Source organism: Pseudomonas sp. B3G-3, assembly GCF_028640915.1.
In the GTDB taxonomy this organism is placed as follows: Bacteria; Pseudomonadota; Gammaproteobacteria; order Pseudomonadales; family Pseudomonadaceae; genus Aquipseudomonas; species Aquipseudomonas chlororaphis_I.
The window spans coordinates 1-583 of the sequence record NZ_JAQZAB010000030.1 but is presented as its reverse complement, the minus strand read 5'-3'; the positions used below and the strand labels follow the sequence as shown (position 1 = coordinate 583).

Below are 583 nucleotides of genomic sequence, written 5' to 3'. Positions count from 1 at the left end.
GCCAAACGATGCCCTGGCGGGCGGTAGCTCCCTGAGCACCACCATCACCGGCGCTACCGGCGGCAACTACGAGAAGCTGGATGTTGATAGCAAGCCAGCGGACACCTCGGTCACCGATACACCGGACACCACCACCCTCAGTCTGACTGCGACCGATACCGTCGCCGAGGGTGGGTCCATTGTTTACACCGCGACCCTAACTAACGCCGCGGGCACGCCGGTTACCGTGACTCTGTCGAACGGCGCGGTGATTACCATCGCCGCCGGCGCCACCACAGGTTCCGTGACCGTCGCAGCCCCGGCTGACGATGTGTACAAGGACGCGGGTAAAGTCGAAGTCACCATCAAGGATGCCGCTGGCGGCAACTTCGAGAATCTGGTGCCAAGCACCACGCCGGCCGTTACCGATGTGACTGACACCATCGACACTTCGACTGTCAGCCTGACGGCAACTCCGTCCGTGGCTGAAGGCGGCACTGTGGTCTACACCGCGTCCGTGACAGCTCCGGTCACCGGCTCGCCAGTCGTGGTCACCCTGTCCAACGGCCAAACCATCACCATCCCGGTGGGCGAGTCTTCCGGT

The 583-nt window shown here is 63.5% G+C and carries 1 protein-coding gene; it reads left to right on the top strand.

What is annotated here, in order from left to right; translation table 11 throughout:
- Window positions 1-583: immunoglobulin-like domain-containing protein (locus tag PVZ80_RS00240; RefSeq protein ID WP_273863286.1), on the top strand; the 583-nt coding region annotated here is incomplete at both ends.